The sequence below is a fragment of the Streptomyces sp. NPDC031121 genome, assembly GCF_055570615.1.
In genome coordinates this window covers 272371-287491 of the sequence record NZ_JBVIGV010000010.1, presented here as the reverse complement: position 1 = coordinate 287491, position 15121 = coordinate 272371, and the positions used below count along the sequence as shown (strand labels likewise).

Below are 15121 nucleotides of genomic sequence, written 5' to 3'. Positions count from 1 at the left end.
ACTGCCTACGTCAAAGATTGCGCCGGAGGTCCCGCGCTGCCGGGGTCAGCCGACCGAGCCCTCCATCTGGAGCTCGATGAGCCGGTTCAGCTCCAGCGCGTACTCCATCGGCAGCTCCTTGGCGATGGGCTCGACGAAGCCGCGCACGATCATGGCCATGGCCTCGAACTCGGTCATGCCGCGCTGCATCAGGTAGAAGAGCTGGTCGTCGGAGACCTTGGAGACGGTCGCCTCGTGGCCCATGGTCACGTCGTCCTCGCGGACGTCCACGTACGGGTACGTGTCCGAGCGGGAGATCGTGTCGACGAGCAGGGCGTCGCACAGGACGTTGCTCTTGGAGCCGGGGGCGCCCTCGCCGATCTCGACCAGGCCGCGGTAGGAGGTGCGGCCGCCGCCTCGCGCCACGGACTTGGAGACGATGTTCGAGGAGGTGTTCGGCGCCATGTGGACCATCTTGGAGCCGGCGTCCTGGTGCTGGCCCTCGCCCGCGAAGGCGATGGACAGGGTCTCGCCCTTGGCGTGCTCGCCCATGAGGTAGACGGCCGGGTACTTCATCGTGACCTTGGATCCGATGTTGCCGTCGATCCACTCCATGGTCGCGCCCTCGTAGGCCACGGCGCGCTTGGTGACCAGGTTGTAGACGTTGTTCGACCAGTTCTGGATCGTGGTGTAGCGGCAGCGGCCGCCCTTCTTCACGATGATCTCGACGACGGCGCTGTGCAGCGAGTCGGAGGAGTAGATGGGGGCGGTGCAGCCCTCGACGTAGTGGACGTAGGCGTCCTCGTCGACGATGATCAGCGTCCGCTCGAACTGGCCCATGTTCTCCGTGTTGATGCGGAAGTAGGCCTGGAGCGGGATGTCCACGTGGACGCCCTTGGGCACGTAGATGAAGGAGCCGCCGGACCAGACCGCGGTGTTCAGCGACGCGAACTTGTTGTCGCCGACCGGGATGACGGTGCCGAAGTACTCCTGGAAGAGCTCCGGGTGCTCCTTCAGGGCGGTGTCGGTGTCGAGGAAGATGACGCCCTGCGCCTCCAGGTCCTCGCGGATCTGGTGGTAGACGACCTCGGACTCGTACTGGGCGGCGACACCGGCGACGAGGCGCTGCTTCTCCGCCTCCGGGATGCCGAGCTTGTCGTACGTGTTCTTGATGTCCTCCGGCAGGTCCTCCCAGGACTCGGCCTGCTTCTCGGTGGACCGCACGAAGTACTTGATGTTGTCGAAGTCGATGCCCGACAGGTCGGAGCCCCAGGTCGGCATGGGCTTCTTGTCGAAGAGCTTCAGGCCCTTGAGGCGGAGCTTCAGCATCCACTCGGGCTCGTTCTTCTTCGCCGAGATGTCCCGGACGACGTCCTCGGACAGGCCGCGCTTCGCCGCCTGGCCGGCCGCGTCGGAGTCGGCCCAGCCGTACTCGTAGTTGCCCAGACCCTCGAGCTCAGGGTGAGCAGTCTCCGTGGTCATGCGGGGTTCCTCCCGGCCGTGCTTGCAGATGCTGATGAGTTGGACTGTGCTGTGCCCGCGCCACGCGGGATGAACGTCGTGCACACCCCGTCGCCGTGGGCGATGGTGGCGAGGCGCTGCACATGGGTCCCGAGCAGGCGGGAGAAGACCTCGGTCTCCGCCTCGCAGAGCTGCGGGAACTGCTCGGCTACGTGGGCCACCGGGCAGTGGTGCTGGCAGAGCTGTTCTCCGCTGTGCGGACCGGGAGCGCTCTTCGCCGTGGCAGCGTACCCGTCCGCCGTCAGCGCCCTGGCGAGGGCCTCGGTGCGGTCCTCGGGGGCGGCGGCCTCGACGGATGCGCGGTAGGCCGCGGCCTGTGCCTCCATGCGGGCCCGCGCGAACGCGGCCACGGCCGCCTCGCCCTGCTCGCCGTCGCCGGCGGACTGCGCGATCCAGCGCAGGGCGTCCGCGGCGAGCGAGTCGTACGACTGGTCGAAGGCGTCACGGCCGCAGTCCGTCAGGGCGAAGACCTTGGCGGGCCGGCCCCGGGTGCGCGCGCCGTAGACCCGCTGTTCGCGGGCTTCGACGACGCCGTCGGTGACCAGGGTGTCCAGGTGGCGGCGGACTGCGGCCTGGGTGAGGCCGAGGCGCGCCGCGAGGTCGGCGACGGTGGACGGGCCGTGGTCCAGGATGGACCGCGCGACCCGGTTGCGGGTGGACCGCTCCCCGGTAGCGGGCTCCCCCTGGGGGGCCTCGATCATCCGTTCGCCGTATTTCACAACGCCATTGTTGCGTAATTGGCCGAGCGGCGACAAGCCGTGACGGACGCCACGCCTGGTGTCCTCCGTCACTAAGGGTCACCTAACATATCCACGCAGAGTGATTCCGGTCGCTTCCTCTCCCCCCTCTCACCAGCACTGATGTGCGGCCTCGCCGGGAGCCCCGCGGGCGCTCCGGGCGTCCCGCCCCGGCGCCCCGGGCGCCTCCGGCCGCTCCGTAGACTCACCCGCATGAGCAACGACCCCGCCGTGGAGATCCGCGGACTGGTGAAGCGGTACGGCCCCAAGACGGCGGTGGACGGTCTCGACCTCACCGTGCGCCGGGGCGAGGTCACCGCGGTACTCGGCCCCAACGGCGCGGGCAAGACCACCACGATCGAGACGTGCGAGGGCTACCTGCGGCCCGACGCCGGGACGGTCCGCGTCCTCGGACTCGACCCGGTCGCCGAGGCCTCCGCCCTCCGCCCCCGGATCGGCGTGATGCTCCAGTCCGGCGGCGTGTACTCCGGCGCCCGCGCCGTCGAGATGCTCCGCCACACGGCCCGGCTGTACGCCGACCCGCTCGACGTGCCGGCGCTCGTGGAGCGGCTCGGCCTGGAGAGCTGCGGCCGCACCCCCTACCGCCGCCTCTCCGGCGGCCAGCAGCAGCGGCTGTCGCTCGCCATGGCCGTGGTGGGCCGCCCCGAGCTGGTCTTCCTGGACGAGCCGACCGCGGGCCTCGACCCGCAGGCCCGCCGGGCGACCTGGGAGCTCGTACGGGAACTGCGCGCCGACGGGGTCGGCGTCGTCCTCACCACCCACCACATGGACGAGGCGGAGCAGCTGGCCGACGAGGTCGCGATCGTGGACGCCGGCCGGGTCATCGCCCACGGCAGCCCCGAGCAGCTGTGCCGCGGCGGCGCCGAGAACACCCTGCGCTTCACCGGCCGGCCCGCCCTGGACCTGGCCTCGCTGCTCAAGGCGCTGCCGGACGGCACGCAGGCCGCCGAGATCCTCCCCGGCGTGTACCGCGTGACCGGTGACGTCGACCCGCAGATGCTGGCCACCGTCACCTCCTGGTGCGCCCAGCACGGGGTGATGCCGGACGGCCTCTCGGTGGAGCGGCACACCCTCGAAGACGTCTTCCTCGAGCTGACCGGTAAGGAGCTGCGCGCATGAGCGCCGGTACGTTCACCCCCCGCCCGGGGGCCGCGCCCGTGTCCCGCATGGTCCTCGCGCAGACGGTGCTGGAGACCCGGATGCTGCTGCGCAACGGGGAGCAGCTGCTGCTGACCGTGGTGATCCCGGCGCTGCTGCTGGTGCTGTTCTCGGCCGTCGACATCGTCTCCGTCCCACTCGACGCGGCCCGCGGGGAGGAGCCCGTGGACTTCCTCGCGCCCGGCGTCATCGCGCTGGCGGTGATGTCGACCGCGTTCACCGGCCAGGCCATCGCCACGGGCTTCGACCGCCGCTACGGGGTGCTCAAGCGGCTCGGCGCCTCGCCGCTGCCGCGCTGGGCGCTGATGGCCGCCAAGACGCTGTGCGTGCTGGTCACCGAGGTGCTCCAGATCGCCCTGCTGACCGCGATCGCCTTCGCGCTGGGATGGTCCCCGCAGGGCGGGGCGCTGTCCGCGGCCCTGCTGGTGCTGCTGGGCACCGCGGCCTTCTCGGGGCTCGGGCTGCTGATGGCCGGAACGCTCAGGGCGGAGGCCACCCTGGCCGCCGCGAACCTGGTCTTCCTGCTCCTCCTGGTCGGCGGCGGGGTGATCGTGCCGATCGAGAAGTTCCCCGGAGCCGTGCAGTCCGTCCTCGGGCTGCTGCCGATCACCGCGCTGTCGGAGGGGCTGCGGGAGGTGCTGCGGTACGGGGCGCCGATGCCGTGGGGCGACGCCGCCGTCCTCGCGGCGTGGGCCGCGCTGGGCCTGGGCGCCGCGGCCCGGTTCTTCCGCTGGGAGTGAATCGCCCGCCCCGTACGTTGGTCCCTGGGGACGATGGGCGCCGCAGCACAGGGGTGGCGCACACCAGGACGCCGGGGGGCGGAAATGGGGCAGCGGGAGGCCGCACTGCGGCTGGACGGGCAGTGGGCGGGGATCAGGTCGGGGGAGCGGGAGGCGGCGTACGGCGAGGCCGAGGCGCTGCTGGGGGAACTCATCGCGGCCCTGCGCGGGCCGGCCGGGACCGACCCGGAGTGCGCGGCGCGGCTGGGGCTGCGCCTGGGCGATCTGGCGGCGCGGCGCTTCGCCGGCGGTGACCGGGCCGGGGCGCTGGCGGCCGTCGAGGAGGGGGTGGGGTACGCACGGCAGGCCGCGGGGTACGCGCCGCAGTACGCCCGCTGGTACGCCCGGCTGCTGATCAACCAGGGCGTCTGGCTGGCGTGGCCGCTCAGCGGCCCCGACCGGCTGCCGCTGAACCCGCTCGGCGCGGCCGCCGAGGACGGGCCGGGGGCGATGGAGCGGGCGGCCGGCGAGCGGGCCCTGGACCTGACGCGCACCGCGGTCGGCGTGTGGAGCGGCCTGGACCAGGAGGATCCGGTCAACCGGCGCGGCCTGGCACAGGCCCTGGTCTTCCTCGGTGACCGGCTCGCCGAGCTGGGCCTGGCCGAGGAGGCTGCGGCCCGCGCGGTGGAAGCGGAGGGTGCCTTCCGGGCCCTGCTTCTGTCCGACCCGGGCTCTGCGGGCGCGGCCGACGCCGAGGAGGCGCTCGACCACATAGGCCGGCAGCTGGAGCTGCGCCTGCGCTTCCTGTCCTTCGGCTCCCTGGTGGGGCTGCGGGCCCGGGGCCTGCTGCCGGGGCGGCTGCTGCCGCAGGCCGTGGTGGCCGCCCGGATCCAGGGGGTGCCGGAGGAGGAGCTGGCGGCCCGGCTGCACCTGGGCGCCGACCAGGTGCGCACCATGCTGGAGGTCACGCCGTGGCGGGCCGTGTGGCGGTTCGAGGCCCGCGGCGCCGACGGGCTGTGGGAGGTCCGGCACGGCGGCTGGCGGGGCAGCGCCGAGGTCCGCAACCGTACGGCCGAGGAGTTCGGCGCGGAGCTGGTGCGCGGCTTCCGGATGTCCTCGCACTACCCGGGGGACGGGACGCACTGGCGGCTGCGGGTGTGGTGGCACGAGGAGGGCGACCCGGCGGGCGCCCGCTTCCGCTACGTCTCCGGCCCGGAATCCGCGGCGCGCCACCCGGGCGACACCCCCTCGTGAAAGTTTGCACAAGGCGCCGCCTACGATAGGGGGCGTGTTTAACCCCCTCGCCTACCTCGCCGCCCGCTGGACGCCCTCGCCGCGGATCGTCCAGCGTGCCGCGCTCGCCGCGCTCACCATGACCGTCGTCATCGTCGTCACCGGCGGCGCCGTACGGCTGACCGGGTCCGGGCTGGGCTGCGACACCTGGCCCAAGTGCACCGACGACAGCCTGATCACCACCCAGGCCCAGGGCATCCACGGCGCCATCGAGTTCGGCAACCGCATGCTGACCTACGTGGTCAGCGCGGCCGTCGGCTGGTGCATCCTGGCCGCCCGGTGCGCCAAACCGTGGCGCCGGTCGCTGACCAGGCTCGGCTGGGCCCAGTTCTGGATCGTCGGCGCCAACGCCGTGCTCGGCGGGATCACCGTCCACACCAAGCTCAACCCGTGGAGCGTGGCCGGTCACTTCCTGCTCGCCACCGCGCTGATCACCGTCACCACGCTCACCTGGCAGCGCGCCCGTGAGGGCGACGGCGCCCCCAGGCCGCGGGTGCCGGGGCCGGTGCGCAAGCTGTCTTGGGCCCTGCTCGCCACCACCGCGGTGCTGATCGCCGCGGGCACCGTGGTCACCGGCTCGGGGCCGCACGCCGGTGACAGCAGCGAGGTGCCGCGTATGCCCTTCGACTGGGAGAGCACAGCCCACGTGCACGCCGTCGCCGCCTGGGTGGTGTGCGCGCTCGCCGTCGCCATGTGGCTGGTGCTGCGGGTGGTGGACGCCCCGGACGACGCCCGCGCCCGCGCACGGGACCTGCTCCTCGTCCTCCTCGCGCAGGGCGCCATCGGCTACGTGCAGTTCTTCACCGACCTGCCCGAGGTCCTGGTCGGCGCCCACATGCTGGGCTCCTGCCTGGTGTGGATCGCGGTGCTGCGCGTGGCGCTGAGCCTGCGCGAGCGGCCCGGGCTCCCGGCCGGGGTCCCGGCCCAGGGCGAACCGTCGCTCTCGGCGGCCTGAGGCGGCTTCCGGCCCGGATCCGGGGCCGGTACGCGGTGGGAGGGGCGGCGCAGCCCAGCGCCGCCCCTCCGGCGTGTCGCGCGGCGGGCGCGGACCGCGGCAACACGGCGGCGAGCGGTACGGGCTTGTTCGGCGTCCCGCCGGAACCGGCCGCCGCCGCGGGCCCGGCCCCGGCTGGCGGCTCGGCCGGCGGCTCAAACCGTACGGAGAGGCTCCGGCCGTCGGATCCGTACGCCTCTGCCGGCCCTGGCCCGCCGTGGAGCGCTCCCCGCACTGCCGGCCCGCGGGGGGTGTCTCGCTCCTGCGGGCATGCCGACGAGGACGCGGGAAGGGGCTTCCACACGTCCTCACGGGTGAACGGGGTGCGCTCGCGGTTGACCGGGGAACCGCCGGGGGGGGCGGCCCGGGGACGTGCGGGCCGGGCGGCGTCAGGCCGCGGGCTGGGTCCCGCCGAGCTGGAGGCCCGCCATGCGGTTCCACTCGTACGGGCCGGTCTTCACGCGCGCGGCGAAGTCGCCGTCGAACTCCTCGTGGAGGGTGAGGGCGGCCTTCTCGGCGGCCAGGGCGGCGGCGGCGTGGGTCGGCGCGACGAGGTCGCCCCAGGCGCCGTCCGCGCCGACCAGCACGATCCGGGTGCCGGCCTGGCCGATGTGCGCGAGGTGCCCTTCGGCACCGCCGTGCTCCTTGGCGAACGCCCCGATCTGCTTGGCCAGCTTCGCGGCGGCCCGCTCCTGCTTCTTGTCCGCGGCGTCCGCGGGGGTGGTGTCTGCCATGGACAGCATGCTACCCGCGGGTAATCAGCGGAGGAAGGGATCCACGGCCACGGCCACGAACAGCAGCGACACGTAGGTGATGGACCAGTGGAACAGGCGCATCTCCTTCAGCTTCGCGCCCGTCACGCCCGCCTTGGCGCGCGCGTGCAGCGCGTGCGCCTCCCAAAGCCACCAGCCGCCGGCCGCCAGCGCGACCGCCGTGTAGAACCAGCCGGTGTACCCCAGCGGGGTGAGCAGCAGCGAGACGGCGACCATCACCCAGCTGTAGGCGACGATCTGCCGCGCCACGGCCCGGTTGCCGGCGACGACCGGCAGCATGGGCACGCCGACACGCGCGTAGTCGTCGGCCACCTTCATGGACAGCGGCCAGTAGTGCGGCGGGGTCCAGAAGAAGATGACGAGGAAGAGGATGACGGCGGCCCAGGAGACCTCGTTGCGGACCGAGGACCAGCCGATGAGCACCGGCATGCATCCGGCGATGCCGCCCCAGACGATGTTCTGGGTGGTGCGCCGCTTCAGCAGCATCGTGTAGACGACGACGTAGAAGAGGAGCGCGCCGAGGGCGAGCGCGGCGGACAGCCAGTTGACGAGCAGTCCGAACCACACGGTGGAGACCACGCCGAGGGTGATGCCGAAGACCAGGCACTCCCGCGGGCTGACCATGCCGGTCACGAGCGGCCGCTGCGAGGTGCGGTCCATCAGCGCGTCGATGTCGCGGTCGATGTACATGTTCAGGGCGTTGGCGCCGCCCGCGGACATGTAGCCGCCGAAGCACGTGGCGAGGACCAGCCAGAGCGAGGGCACGCCCTGCTCCGCGAGGAACATCACCGGCACTGTGGTGATCAGCAGAAGTTCGATGATCCGCGGCTTGGTCAAAGCCACAAAAGCCATGGCACGGGCCCCGAACGGCCGGTGCCCGGGGCTCGTCCCGAGCACCCCCGATGGACGGGATTCGACGGCCGTCACGCACACCCCTGACAGAGAAACCAGCAAGCTCCGGGCATGGGGGCCCGTAAAGGCTTGCGCGTACCACGCCACTGTAGACGTTGCACTTGTGTCGCCCTGCGCGGGGGTCGCCTCGTGTTGGCCCGATCGGGGGCGGCGACGTTGTGACGGACTGCGGGCACTCGAATAGCTGCACGCCGCGGCGGGGGTAGGCTCGGAATCGCGCCGGTGCACCGTACGTCACCGGGAACAGACATGTGGAGAGGAGCCCTGACCCACGGTGAGCACGAAGCCGACGACCACAGAGCTCGATTGGACCGAACTGGACCAGCGCGCGGTGGACACCGCCCGCATCCTCGCCGCGGACGCGGTCCAGAAGGTCGGAAACGGCCACCCCGGCACGGCCATGAGCCTGGCCCCCGCCGCGTACACGCTCTTCCAGAAGGTGATGCGGCACGACCCGGCCGACCCCGAGTGGGTCGGCCGCGATCGTTTCGTGCTCTCCGCCGGACACTCCTCGCTGACCCTCTACACCCAGCTGTACCTGGCCGGCTTCGGCCTGGAGCTGGACGACCTCAAGTCGTTCCGCACCTGGGGCTCGAAGACCCCGGGCCACCCGGAGTACGGCCACACGGCCGGCGTCGAGACCACCACCGGCCCGCTGGGCCAGGGCGTCGCCAACGCGGTGGGCATGGCCATGGCCGCCCGCTACGAGCGCGGCCTGTTCGACCCCGAGGCCGCCCCGGGCACCTCTCCCTTCGACCACATGGTGTACGCCATCGCCGGCGACGGCTGCCTCCAGGAGGGCATCTCCGCCGAGGCGTCCTCCCTCGCGGGCCACCAGAAGCTCGGCAACCTCGTCCTCCTCTGGGACGACAACCACATCTCCATCGAGGGCGACACGGAGACGGCCGTCTCCGAGGACACCCTCAAGCGGTACGAGGCCTACGGCTGGCACGTCCAGCGCATCGAGCAGCAGGCCAACGGCGACATCGACCCCGCCGCCCTGTACGCGGCCCTGGCCGCCGCCAAGGCCGAGACGGAGCGCCCGTCCTTCATCGCCATGCGCTCGATCATCGCCTGGCCGGCCCCGCACGCCCAGAACACCGAGGCGGCCCACGGCTCGGCCCTCGGCGACGACGAGGTCGCGGCCACCAAGCGCGTCCTCGGCTTCGACCCGGAGCAGGCCTTCGAGGTCTCCGACGAGGTCATCGCCCACACCCGCAAGGCGCTGGACCGCGGCCGCGAGGCCAAGGCCGAGTGGGAGAAGGAGCTCTCCGCCTGGCGCACGGCCAACCCGGAGCGCGCCGCCGCCTTCGACCGCATCAACGCCAACGAGCTGCCCGAGGGCTGGGAGGACGCGCTCCCCGTCTTCGAGCCCGGCTCCTCCGTCGCCACCCGCGCCGCCTCCGGCAAGGTCCTCCAGGCGCTCGGCGCGGTCATCCCGGAGCTGTGGGGCGGCTCGGCCGACCTCGCCGGCTCGAACAACACCACCATCGACAAGAACTCCTCGTTCCTGCCGAAGGGCAACCCGCTGCCGGAGGCCGACCCGTACGGCCGCACCATCCACTTCGGCATCCGCGAGCACGCCATGGCCGCGGCCATGAACGGCATCGCCCTGCACGGCCACACCCGCGTCTACGGCGGCACCTTCCTGGTGTTCTCCGACTACATGCGCAACGCGGTCCGCCTGTCCGCGCTGATGCACCTGCCGGTCACCTACGTGTGGACGCACGACTCCATCGGCCTCGGCGAGGACGGCCCGACCCACCAGCCGATCGAGCACCTCGCCTCGCTGCGCGCCATCCCGGGCCTCAGCCTCGTCCGCCCGGCCGACGCCAACGAGACGGCCGTCGCCTGGCGCGAGATCCTGCGCCGCCACACCAAGGTGTTCGGCAAGGGCACCCCGCACGGCCTGGCCCTCACCCGCCAGGGCGTGCCCGTGTACGAGCGGAACGAGGACGCCGCCAAGGGCGGCTACGTGCTCTTCGAGGCCGAGGGCGGCGAGCCGCAGGTCGTGCTCATCGGCACCGGCTCCGAGGTCCAGCTGGCCGTCGCCGCCCGCGAGGCGCTCCAGGCCGAGGGCATCCCGGCCCGTGTCGTGTCGATGCCGTCCGTCGAGTGGTTCGAGGAGCAGGACCAGGCCTACAAGGACGGCGTGCTGCCGCCGTCCGTCAAGGCCCGTGTCGCGGTCGAGGCCGGCATCGGCCTGACCTGGCACCGCTACGTCGGGGACGCGGGCCGGATCGTCTCGCTGGAGCACTTCGGCGCCTCCGCCGACGCGAAGGTGCTGTTCCGCGAGTTCGGCTTCACCCCGGAGGCCGTGACCGCCGCCGCCAAGGAATCCCTCGAAGCCGCCGCGCGCTGACGCCGGTACAAGAACCAGTAGGAGATGCAATTCCCATGACAGACGCACTCAAGCGCCTCTCCGACGAGGGCGTGGCGATCTGGCTGGACGACCTGTCCCGCAAGCGCATCACGTCGGGCAACCTGGCCGAGCTGATCGACCAGTCGCACGTCGTCGGCGTCACCACCAACCCGTCGATCTTCCAGAAGGCGATCAGCAGCGGCGACGGCTACGAGCAGCAGCTCGCCGACCTCGCCGCCCGCAAGGTCACCGTCGAAGAGGCGATCCGCATGATCACCACGGCGGACGTCCGCGACGCCGCCGACATCCTGCGGCCGGTCTTCGACCGGACCGACGGCCAGGACGGCCGCGTGTCGATCGAGGTGGACCCCCGCCTGGCCCACAACACGGCGGCGACGGTCGCCGAGGCCAAGCAGCTCGCCTGGCTGGTGGACCGCCCGAACACGCTGATCAAGATCCCCGCGACCAGGGCCGGCCTGCCGGCGATCACCGAGGTCATCGGCCGGGGCATCAGCGTCAACGTCACGCTGATCTTCTCGCTGGAGCGCTACCGCGAGGTCATGGACGCCTACGTGTCCGGCCTGGAGAAGGCCCGGGCCGCCGGCCTGGACCTCTCCGAGATCCACTCGGTCGCCTCGTTCTTCGTCTCCCGTGTGGACACCGAGATCGACAAGCGCCTGGACGGCGTCGGCACCGACGAGGCCAAGGCCCTGAAGGGCAAGTCGGCCCTCGCCAACGCCCGTCTGGCGTACGAGGCCTACGAGGAGGTCTTCTCCTCCGACCGCTGGGCCGCCCTGGAGCGCCTGGGCGCCAACAAGCAGCGCCCGCTGTGGGCCTCGACCGGCGTCAAGGACCCCGCGTACAAGGACACCCTGTACGTGGACGACCTGGTCGCGCCGAACACGGTCAACACGATGCCGGAGGCCACCCTGGAGGCGGCCGCCGACCACGGGCAGGTGACCGGCGACACCGTGCGCGGCACCTACGAGGACTCCCGCCGGGTGCTCGCCGCGGTCGCGGAGCTCGGCATCTCGTACGACGATGTGGTGCAGCTGCTGGAGGACGAGGGCGTCGAGAAGTTCGAGGCGTCCTGGAACGACCTGCTGAAGTCCACCGAGGCGGAGCTGGAGCGCCTCGCTCCCACGGAGGCCTGAACACCTTGTCTGTAAACGGAGCGAACCCGCTTCGTGACGCACAGGACCGGCGGCTCCCGCGTATCGCGGGGCCGTCCGGCCTGGTCATTTTCGGCGTTACGGGTGACCTGTCGCGCAAGAAGCTGATGCCTGCCGTCTACGACCTGGCCAATCGCGGCCTGCTCCCGCCGGGCTTCTCGCTCATCGGCTTCGCCCGCCGCGAGTGGGAGCACGAGGACTTCGCCCAGGAGGTGTACGAGGCCGTCAAGCAGCACTCGCGCACCCCCTTCCGGGAGGAGGTCTGGCAGCAGCTGGTGCAGGGCTGCCGCTTCGTCCAGGGCGACTTCGACGACGACCAGGCGTTCGAGACGCTGAAGGCGACGATCGAGGAGCTCGACAAGCAGCAGGGCACGGGCGGGAACTTCGCCTTCTACCTGTCGGTGCCGCCGAAGTGGTTCCCCAAGGTGGTCCAGCAGCTCAAGGACCACGGGCTCGCCCAGAAGGAGGGCTCGTGGCGGCGCGCCGTCATCGAGAAGCCCTTCGGGCACGACCTGAAGAGCGCCGAGGAGCTCAACAAGGTCGTCCACGAGGTGTTCCCCCGGGACGAGGTCTTCCGCATCGACCACTACCTGGGCAAGGAGACCGTCCAGAACATCCTGGCGCTCCGCTTCGCGAACACGATGTTCGAGCCGATCTGGAACCGGTCCTACGTGGACCACGTGCAGATCACCATGGCCGAGGACATCGGCATCGGCGGCCGGGCCGGGTACTACGACGGCATCGGCGCCGCCCGCGACGTCATCCAGAACCACCTGCTGCAGCTGCTCGCGCTGACGGCGATGGAGGAGCCGGGCTCCTTCCACCCCAAGGCCCTGGTGGCGGAGAAGCTGAAGGTGCTCAGCGCCGTCCAGATCCCCGAGGACCTGGGCAAGCACACCGTGCGCGGCCAGTACACCTCGGCGTGGCAGGGCGGCGAGAAGGTCGTCGGCTACCTCGAAGAGGACGGCATCGACCCGAAGTCCAAGACGGACACCTACGCCGCGATCCGCCTGGAGATCAACAACCGCCGCTGGGCGGGCGTGCCGTTCTACCTGCGGACGGGCAAGCGCCTGGGCCGCCGGGTGACGGAGATCGCGGTGGTCTTCAAGCGGGCCCCGTACCTGCCGTTCGAGTCGGGCGCGACCGAGGAGCTGGGGCAGAACGCCCTGGTCATCCGGGTCCAGCCGGACGAGGGCGTCACGGTCCGCTTCGGCTCCAAGGTCCCGGGCACCTCGATGGAGGTCCGGGACGTCACGATGGACTTCGCGTACGGCGAGTCCTTCACGGAGTCGAGCCCCGAGGCGTACGAGCGCCTCATCCTGGACGTCCTGCTGGGCGACGCGAACCTCTTCCCGCGCCACCAGGAGGTCGAGCTGTCCTGGAACATCCTCGACCCGATCGAGGAGTACTGGGACAGGCACGGCAGGCCCGCGCAGTACCCGGCGGGGACCTGGGGGCCGATCGAGGCGGACGAGATGCTCGCACGAGACGGACGGAGCTGGCGCCGGCCATGAAGATCGACCTCACGGAGACCACCTCCAGCAAGATCAACGCCGCGCTGGTGCAGGCCCGCCGCGACATCGGCACGCCGGCCATCGGCATGGTCCTCACGCTGGTGATCGTGACCGACGAGGAGAACGCGTACGACGCACTCAAGTCGGCGAACGACGCGTCCCACGAGCACCCCTCGCGGATCATCGTCGTCATCAAGCGGGTCAGCCGCTCGGCCCGCAGCCGCCGCGACGCCCGCCTCGACGCGGAGGTCCGGGTCGGCGCGGACGCGGGCACCGGCGAGACGGTCGTGCTCCGCCTCCACGGCGAGCTCGTCCACCACGCCGACTCGGTGGTCCTCCCCCTGCTGCTGCCGGACGCGCCGGTCGTCGTCTGGTGGCCCGAGGGTGCGCCCTCGGACCTGGCGGGGAGCGCGCTGGGCGCGCTCGGGCAGCGCCGCATCAGCGACACGTACGCGTGCGAGGACCCGATAGGGGCCCTCGCGGAGCGGGCGGCGACGTATGCGCCCGGGGACACGGACCTGTCCTGGACCCGGATCACGCCGTGGCGCTCCATGCTGGCGGCTGCTCTGGACCAGCAGGCCTTCGAGGTGGTCTCGGCGACCGTCGAGGGCGAGGACGAGAACCCGTCCTGCGAGCTGCTGGCCATGTGGCTGGCGGACCGCCTGGAGGTGCCAGTCGAGCGCACGCTGTCGTCGGGCCCCGGCCTGACGGCGGTCCGCCTGGAGACCAAGGAGGGCGAGATCCTCCTGGGCCGTGCGGACGGCTCGCTGGCGACGCTGTGCATGCCGGGCCAGCCCGACCGGAGCGTGGCGCTCAAGCGCCGCGAGACGGCCGAGCTGCTGGCGGAGGAGCTGCGCCGGCTGGACCCGGACAACACGTACGAGTCCGCGCTGAAGTTCGGTGTGACGAAGCTGCGGGCGGCGAAGGGCTCCCCCGCCCCGGCCGCGGCCGCGCAGGCGGCGGACGGCGGCGGCGCCGGGGACGGCGGCGAAGCGGCCGCCCCCGACGGCAAGGCCGCGAAGCCGGCCTCCAAGGCGGCCGCCAAGAAGGCCTCGGCCAAGCAGTGACACCCCCGCGGCCGCCGGCCGGCTCCGCCCCTCCGGGGGCGGTCCGGTCGGCGGCCGCGCCGTTTCCCGACCAAGAAGGCGGCAACAACATGGGTATGACGACTCCCCAGGTCGTCGTCCACCGGGACAAGGAGCTGATGGCCCAGGCCGCGGCCGCCCGGCTCATCACGAAGATCGTGGACGCGCAGGCCGCCCGGGGCACCGCCTCGGTGGTCCTGACCGGCGGCCGCAACGGCAACGGGCTGCTCGCCGCGCTGGCGGCGGCCCCGGCCCGCGACGCTGTCGACTGGGCCCGGATCGACCTGTGGTGGGGCGACGAGCGCTACGTCCCCGCCGACGACCCCGAGCGCAACCACGTCCAGGCCCGCGAGGCGCTGCTGGACGCCGTGCCCGTCGACCCGGCGCGGGTGCACGCCATGCCGGCGTCGGACGGCCCGTACGGGGACGACGTGGACGCCGCGGCCGCGGCGTACGCGGAGGAGCTGCGGCGGGCCGCCGGCCCGGAGGACCACGGCCCGGTGCCCCGTTTCGACGTGCTGATGCTGGGCGTGGGCCCGGACACGCACGTGGCGTCGCTGTTCCCGGAGCATCCGGCGGTGCGGGAGTCCGAGCGGACGGTCGTCGGCGTGCACGGCGCCCCGAAGCCCCCGCCGACCAGGGTCTCGCTGACGCTGCCCGCGATCCGGGCGGCCCGCGAGGTGTGGCTGCTCGCGGCGGGCGAGGACAAGGCCGGGGCGGTCGCGATCGCGCTGGGCGGCGCCGGCGAGGTGCAGGCCCCGGCGGCGGCCGCGTACGGGCGCTCGCGCACCCTGTGGCTGCTCGACCGGGCCGCGGCCGCGAAGCTCCCGCCGGGCCTCTACCCGCCGGTGTGACGCCGGCGGCCGGTCACCGGTACGCGG

At 72.3% G+C, this 15121-nt stretch carries 13 protein-coding genes; 9 read left to right on the top strand and 4 right to left on the bottom strand.

Annotation, left to right across the window (positions count from 1 at the left end; all coding sequences use genetic code 11):
• Window positions 1-45 precede the first annotated feature (45 nt).
• Together sufB and ACZ462_RS20790 are read right to left on the bottom strand one after the other, a co-directional pair.
• Entirely contained in the window at window positions 46-1461 is a 1416-nt protein-coding gene (gene sufB, locus ACZ462_RS20795) for a Fe-S cluster assembly protein SufB (protein WP_189809004.1), read from the bottom strand.
• Window positions 1458-2201 carry a helix-turn-helix transcriptional regulator gene (locus ACZ462_RS20790; RefSeq protein WP_467806661.1) on the bottom strand — a complete coding sequence of 248 codons (744 nt, stop codon included), beginning with the start codon at window positions 2199-2201 and terminating at the stop codon, window positions 1458-1460. Before ACZ462_RS20790 ends, sufB begins: the two co-directional genes overlap by 4 nt.
• Before the next feature lie 249 nt (window positions 2202-2450).
• On the opposite strand from ACZ462_RS20790, the gene ACZ462_RS20785 reads away from it, so the two are divergent.
• From ACZ462_RS20785 to ACZ462_RS20770, 4 genes are all read left to right on the top strand, one after another.
• Entirely contained in the window at window positions 2451-3377 is a 927-nt protein-coding gene (locus ACZ462_RS20785; protein ID WP_467806644.1) for an ABC transporter ATP-binding protein, read from the top strand.
• Window positions 3374-4156, top strand: a complete 783-nt coding sequence (locus tag ACZ462_RS20780; RefSeq protein ID WP_467806643.1) for an ABC transporter permease — start codon at window positions 3374-3376, stop codon at window positions 4154-4156. Before ACZ462_RS20785 ends, ACZ462_RS20780 begins: the two co-directional genes overlap by 4 nt.
• A gap of 84 nt (window positions 4157-4240) precedes the next feature.
• Window positions 4241-5389 carry a hypothetical protein gene (locus ACZ462_RS20775; RefSeq protein ID WP_467806642.1) on the top strand — a complete coding sequence of 383 codons (1149 nt, stop codon included), beginning with the start codon at window positions 4241-4243 and terminating at the stop codon, window positions 5387-5389.
• Between the two features lie 4 nt (window positions 5390-5393).
• A complete protein-coding gene (locus ACZ462_RS20770; RefSeq protein WP_467806641.1) occupies window positions 5394-6383 on the top strand; it encodes a COX15/CtaA family protein in 990 nt (329 codons plus the stop codon).
• A 428-nt stretch (window positions 6384-6811) separates the two neighbouring features.
• On the opposite strand, the gene ACZ462_RS20765 is transcribed toward ACZ462_RS20770, so the two are convergent.
• Window positions 6812-7156, bottom strand: coding sequence for a hypothetical protein (locus tag ACZ462_RS20765; RefSeq protein WP_467806639.1), 345 nt, complete (start codon window positions 7154-7156; stop codon window positions 6812-6814).
• Between the two features lie 24 nt (window positions 7157-7180).
• Entirely contained in the window at window positions 7181-8122 is a 942-nt protein-coding gene (locus ACZ462_RS20760; protein WP_162793278.1) for a heme o synthase, read from the bottom strand.
• A gap of 259 nt (window positions 8123-8381) precedes the next feature.
• Between ACZ462_RS20760 and tkt the strand changes: the two genes are divergently transcribed.
• From tkt to pgl, 5 genes are all read left to right on the top strand, one after another.
• Window positions 8382-10469 carry a transketolase gene (tkt, locus tag ACZ462_RS20755; RefSeq protein WP_467806638.1) on the top strand — a complete coding sequence of 696 codons (2088 nt, stop codon included), beginning with the start codon at window positions 8382-8384 and terminating at the stop codon, window positions 10467-10469.
• A 35-nt stretch (window positions 10470-10504) separates the two neighbouring features.
• Complete coding sequence (gene tal, locus ACZ462_RS20750; RefSeq protein WP_467806636.1) at window positions 10505-11623, top strand: transaldolase; 1119 nt, start codon at window positions 10505-10507, stop codon at window positions 11621-11623.
• Window positions 11624-11628: 5 nt separating this feature from the next.
• Window positions 11629-13155 carry a glucose-6-phosphate dehydrogenase gene (zwf, locus tag ACZ462_RS20745; protein ID WP_125540643.1) on the top strand — a complete coding sequence of 509 codons (1527 nt, stop codon included), beginning with the start codon at window positions 11629-11631 and terminating at the stop codon, window positions 13153-13155.
• On the top strand, window positions 13152-14222 hold the full coding sequence (opcA, locus tag ACZ462_RS20740) for a glucose-6-phosphate dehydrogenase assembly protein OpcA (protein ID WP_467806635.1): 1071 nt from the start codon (window positions 13152-13154) through the stop codon (window positions 14220-14222). Before zwf ends, opcA begins: the two co-directional genes overlap by 4 nt.
• 95 nt (window positions 14223-14317) lie before the next feature.
• Entirely contained in the window at window positions 14318-15094 is a 777-nt protein-coding gene (gene pgl, locus ACZ462_RS20735) for a 6-phosphogluconolactonase (RefSeq protein WP_467806633.1), read from the top strand.
• Window positions 15095-15121 lie beyond the last annotated feature (27 nt).

Excerpts from the sequence above, each read along its gene's own strand:
- tal (WP_467806636.1), top strand. The coding sequence starts at position 10,505 with ATGACAGACGCACTCAAGCGCCTCTCCGACGAGGGCGTGGCGATCTGG.
- ACZ462_RS20780 (WP_467806643.1), top strand. The coding sequence starts at position 3,374 with ATGAGCGCCGGTACGTTCACCCCCCGCCCGGGGGCCGCGCCCGTGTCC.
- ACZ462_RS20790 (WP_467806661.1), bottom strand. The coding sequence starts at position 2,201 with ATGATCGAGGCCCCCCAGGGGGAGCCCGCTACCGGGGAGCGGTCCACC.
- pgl (WP_467806633.1), top strand. The coding sequence starts at position 14,318 with ATGACGACTCCCCAGGTCGTCGTCCACCGGGACAAGGAGCTGATGGCC.
- ACZ462_RS20775 (WP_467806642.1), top strand. The coding sequence starts at position 4,241 with ATGGGGCAGCGGGAGGCCGCACTGCGGCTGGACGGGCAGTGGGCGGGG.
- ACZ462_RS20765 (WP_467806639.1), bottom strand. The coding sequence starts at position 7,156 with ATGGCAGACACCACCCCCGCGGACGCCGCGGACAAGAAGCAGGAGCGG.
- sufB (WP_189809004.1), bottom strand. The coding sequence starts at position 1,461 with ATGACCACGGAGACTGCTCACCCTGAGCTCGAGGGTCTGGGCAACTAC.
- ACZ462_RS20785 (WP_467806644.1), top strand. The coding sequence starts at position 2,451 with ATGAGCAACGACCCCGCCGTGGAGATCCGCGGACTGGTGAAGCGGTAC.
- opcA (WP_467806635.1), top strand. The coding sequence starts at position 13,152 with ATGAAGATCGACCTCACGGAGACCACCTCCAGCAAGATCAACGCCGCG.